General features: G+C 46.3%; 5 protein-coding genes. 2 read left to right on the top strand and 3 right to left on the bottom strand.

The genetic code is table 11. The annotated features are described in order from the left end of the window. Positions 1-159 precede the first annotated feature (159 nt). The 3 genes from ACUVJL_RS14040 to ACUVJL_RS14030 all read right to left on the bottom strand — a co-directional run bounded on the left by ACUVJL_RS14040 (position 160) and on the right by ACUVJL_RS14030 (position 2,127). Complete coding sequence (locus ACUVJL_RS14040) at positions 160-792, bottom strand: hypothetical protein (RefSeq protein ID WP_445246409.1); 633 nt, start codon at positions 790-792, stop codon at positions 160-162. Between the two features lie 70 nt (positions 793-862). Beyond that, a complete protein-coding gene (locus tag ACUVJL_RS14035; RefSeq protein WP_445246408.1) occupies positions 863-1,171 on the bottom strand; it encodes a hypothetical protein in 309 nt (102 codons plus the stop codon). Between the two features lie 68 nt (positions 1,172-1,239). Beyond that, positions 1,240-2,127, bottom strand: coding sequence for a hypothetical protein (locus tag ACUVJL_RS14030; RefSeq protein ID WP_445246407.1), 888 nt, complete (start codon positions 2,125-2,127; stop codon positions 1,240-1,242). Between the two features lie 182 nt (positions 2,128-2,309). On the opposite strand from ACUVJL_RS14030, the gene ACUVJL_RS14025 reads away from it, so the two are divergent. Then, positions 2,310-2,513 (top strand): hypothetical protein, encoded by a 204-nt coding sequence (locus ACUVJL_RS14025; protein WP_445246406.1) that lies wholly within the window; start codon positions 2,310-2,312, stop codon positions 2,511-2,513. Positions 2,514-2,913: 400 nt separating this feature from the next. After that, positions 2,914-3,303, top strand: coding sequence for a hypothetical protein (locus ACUVJL_RS14020; protein ID WP_445246405.1), 390 nt, complete (start codon positions 2,914-2,916; stop codon positions 3,301-3,303). Positions 3,304-4,143: the final 840 nt, after the last annotated feature.

Raw genomic sequence — 4,143 nt, 5'->3', positions numbered from 1 at the left:
ACAACAATTGTTTTACCCTGGTTTTGATAGATTCGGATTCGGCAAAAACTAATCCAATTACCGTATCCGTTAGCCCATCCTTTCCACTGAAAAATTTCGTCAGTAGTTTTCATGGTTGAATTTATGGCGGTAGCGAACCGCCTAAGCGCTAACGAGTTGTTATTCAGCAGCAATTAAAGCTGATTTACTATCTGTCAATGCTTTGATTTCTTCCCGGCTGTGATTGTCAAGGCAAATCATTTCCCGGGTTCCCTCGAAATCATAAAGATTTGATCGAGTTTTTTCGTCTGTAAGGACTGCGGATGCTTGGCTAATTATTGAAAAATCGGTTCTTTCTGCCCAATCCCATTTGAGAGAATAATAATTAGTCGAGCGCAACGTCCCGTTTTCATCTGGTTTTTGACCTGAATGTTTAACAAAACTTGGGGTAAAAATTCCGGTAGCTGGTTCAATTCCGCGAGATTGAACTGATACAACTAAGCGGTTAAAATCGTTTAAGCTGCGACTTTTAATGTAAGTCAGCATTACGGTTCCATGTGGTAAATTACCGCTTTCAGCAATGAACCAAAGTTGCGCCCACAAGGTTTGTTTGGTCATTCCCAAATTTCCGAAGAATTTAGAAAATTTAATGATGGTCATGGAACACTTGTTGCCATACTCTTCATCTCCGATCGTCCAGCAGCCTGATTGACAGTTGTTGCGAACTGCGATCGGGATTTCTGGTACTAGCAAAGCGTTAGCAGGCTTGCTTCCAAATACTGAGAAAGCCGGTAATTCTTTTTGAGTTGTCATGGTTCGGTTGATTTGATTTAGTTTATTTTGATTGATGCGCGTGTAAGATGCGCGCCCCCTGTAAACTCAACTATTTGTCAAAGCGAGTGTACTTTTTTTGAGTAAAACAAGCTTGGTCATCATCATGATCTGAGTCTCGATATTCCCAGCCTTCTGGAATGCCCTTGACTCCTAATTCTGACCACCCTGTAGGTCTGCTGCAGAAACGGTGTAAGCCTCCGTTTTCGTCTTGCACTTGATAGTTGGAGTTTTCTCCGTCAATCCAACGCTTATGCAAGTAAAAGCGGATTTTGTCCCCGCAAAATTCGCATTTGCAAACTTCGCTAATCGACTCTTCCTCGGTTTCTGTAAAACTGAGATTGATTTCGTATTTCTTCATGTCTTTACTCCAATTTTTGATGGCGCGTTTTAAGGATGCGCGCCCCCCTCAAATCAATTAGAGGTCAATTAGAGGCTCCAACTTTGAGCAGTAAATAGGCAATCTTTAGCATCTTGTTCTTCTGCTAGTTGCGCTGCTGCGATCGCCTCTCGTTCTGCTGCTAGTCTGTCAGTTTCTTCAGCTTCATCCTCGATCGCTTGGTTGAGTCTTTTAAATTCTTCTTCTTCAGCGTTGTAGTCGTCTACAATCCAATCGAAGCCTAAGCAGTAATCTTTAATCTGCTGATTTCCGGTAAATCCTAAGTAGTTCAAAACTGCATAGCCGTGAGTGCAGAATTGCTCAGAGTTAGGCTTTTTCGTGTCGTATTTCGTGCAACTGCATTTGATAATACTGGGATGCAGATCGCAGTAATGAATAGTGCTAGAACCTTGAACCGCAAAACTATAAGCATCAGTTCTCATCACCGTTAACTTAAAGGCGTTTTGCTTCTTGTAATTATCTAATGTTTGCTGGTAAATGTTGCCTTTGATGTATTCAGAAAGTTTGGAGATACCCAAATTTTTAAGAACTGCGTAACCGTGCTTGCAAACCCCAGCTTTTGCCAAAAATTTGACTTGATTCTTGTAATCTTCACAGTTGCAGGTGATGCTGTCAGGTCTAATTGTGGCGATATACTTAGACTTTTTCTTTTCATTGATGACAGCGAACACATTAGGCATCAAACGATCGACTACCAGCTCCTTAGATTGGCTGCGTCTCCAGTCGGCAAAATGAAAGAGAAAGTCAAACTTTTTCCAGAAACGGGGACGTTTGCCCTTGACAATAACAAAAATGATTGAGCAATCAAAAGGGCGGTTGATTGGCCATTTTTCGAGGCGAGTTACTGCGCTTTGGGCAACATTCAGCATTCTAGCTACTGCTGATTTGCTGTAGATGTAATCTTCAGATTGAATCATGATATAATGCCTCTAATTAACTAATTGTTGAAAGCAGGGGCGTTACTAGCGCTTGCTGCTTTTTTCTTGTCTCTTTGATTATAGCCTGGTACACCGCGCTATACAATAGCTTTGTAATATTTCTTTACAATTGTTGCCGGGTAAACTGCGCTATAGTGAAATCACAGGAATTAATTAAGACCATGCCCGCAAAAGAAGGAAATACCAATGGAATGGCTACATGGTTTCCGTCGCCGGAGGAACCAAAAGAACCGATAACCGCAAAAGTTCCTAGATCGATAATTAGTCGCCTACTCAAAGTCCTGAAACCGGGAGAATCTAGAAGTGCAGCTATAGTTAAGGCGATCGAAGCCTTTGTAATGCAGAGAGAAGCTGAGATTAATTAAAAATAGGTTTTCTAAAACTAGAGAGTTTCGATCGCACATGATCGAAACTTTTTTTCTTTGCCGGCCCTGCCGGAGGCAGGGACGGCCGCCGGCGCACCGCCGGCAACCGGGGGCGCAGCGGCGACCCCGGCCAGAGAACACAGGCGAAGAAGCAAAGACTAGGCGATCGGCAGACAAGCTCCCGGTAACAAAAAGCCCCCGGAAAAAACCGAGGGCACCAACCAAACCAGCTAGCAGCTAAGAAAAAAGAGACAACTGCACACCGGCGGGAACAGGGGCAGAACGAAACCACCAACCACGACCGAGGGAAACGAAACCCCAAACCGCAGGCGGCTCAAACTCGCCGGCACCAAGAAGGCAAGGCAGCCCCAAACCAACCGCGAAAGACAGCGAGGCCCAAGTGCCAGAACCCGCGCCACAAAACGCACGGGAAGACGACGCAGACGGGGCCAGACCAGAGGGACAAGCGCCAGACGGGAACGAAACCCACACACCGCCCGCAGACTGGACAGCCCGAACCACGGCAACCGACCGGGCCGCAAACGCACCGCGCCCAGAGCCAAACGACGCAACCGAGAAGACGCGAGCCGAGGGGAAAAAGCCACGAAACGCAGCGTCAACGCCGGCAGCGCAACCGACGAACACCGGCACACCAGCAGGCACCAGCGTCGCCACCGCTGCACAAACTGGCGGCGCATACGAGCGAGAGCCGGAGAAGCCAACAGCGGGGGCGGAGGAAACTAGAGAACGGACGCGATCGGGAAGACAAGCCATAGTAAAACCTCAGTGACTAATTGCTGACAGCGATCGAATAACGATCTTAAATATTTATTCTTCCTATATGGAAAAACTAAACTTAACTCGTTCCGGGTAACGAGTTGATTATTTAGTTTTTTTGGAAATTTGCTCGCTTGCTATTTCAAAACCCGGTTGAAATTCTCAGCTTTCCTCATTTCCTAATACAATTATAGCGCGGTACACCGCGCTATGTCAAGCTTTTAGGGGATTTATTTTAATTTATTTTCGGGCTCGGCCCAGCCCGCAGCCGCCGTGTTAACCCTTCTTCTCTTAGTATTTAAAAAAATTTCTGGGGTCTTAGTCTGGGTTTTTTCGATCGCAGTGTAGTGGAGGTGTCGGAGGGGGATCTGGCCTTTAAGCGAAGTGAAAGGGCTTTTGGGGAAAGCCCCCTCCGGCGCCGGAACGCAACGTCCGCGATCGAAAAAAGACAGACCGTGGAGGTGTCGGTGCCCCGCCCCACAGATAGCCTTTGGGCGAAGTGCAAGGACTTGGAGGGGGCACGGACGCCGGAACCGAGGACTGTGTGTACTCAGAACAGTCTCGGAGCCGCTTCGGCTCGGGGACGGCAACGGGGATAGACCGTAGGCCAGATAAATAAAAGCGTAGCAACCGCTTCTCTTTCACCCAGATATTCAACTAAGCAAAAAAGTGAGGGACTTTCCGACACACCAACCAACCAAGCAAATCCAACTCTTTATTCTCTCAAAGAAGCGCAACTGGTTTCGTTTTTGTAAAAGAATAATTTATTTACAAAATTTCTAATAACTCCTTAGCTAATTCTTTGGGTGAATCCAGCTTTCTCAATGTTTTGCGCTTCCCCTTGAGGACTAAT

The organism is Microcoleus sp. OTE_8_concoct_300 (genome assembly GCF_031383065.1).
Taxonomy (GTDB): Bacteria; Cyanobacteriota; Cyanobacteriia; order Cyanobacteriales; family Microcoleaceae; genus Microcoleus.
The sequence above is the reverse complement of the archived record's forward strand: the minus strand, read 5'-3'. Positions and strand labels throughout refer to the sequence as shown.

Excerpts from the sequence above, each read along its gene's own strand:
- ACUVJL_RS14025 (WP_445246406.1), top strand. The coding sequence starts at position 2,310 with ATGCCCGCAAAAGAAGGAAATACCAATGGAATGGCTACATGGTTTCCG.
- ACUVJL_RS14035 (WP_445246408.1), bottom strand. The coding sequence starts at position 1,171 with ATGAAGAAATACGAAATCAATCTCAGTTTTACAGAAACCGAGGAAGAG.
- ACUVJL_RS14030 (WP_445246407.1), bottom strand. The coding sequence starts at position 2,127 with ATGATTCAATCTGAAGATTACATCTACAGCAAATCAGCAGTAGCTAGA.
- ACUVJL_RS14040 (WP_445246409.1), bottom strand. The coding sequence starts at position 792 with ATGACAACTCAAAAAGAATTACCGGCTTTCTCAGTATTTGGAAGCAAG.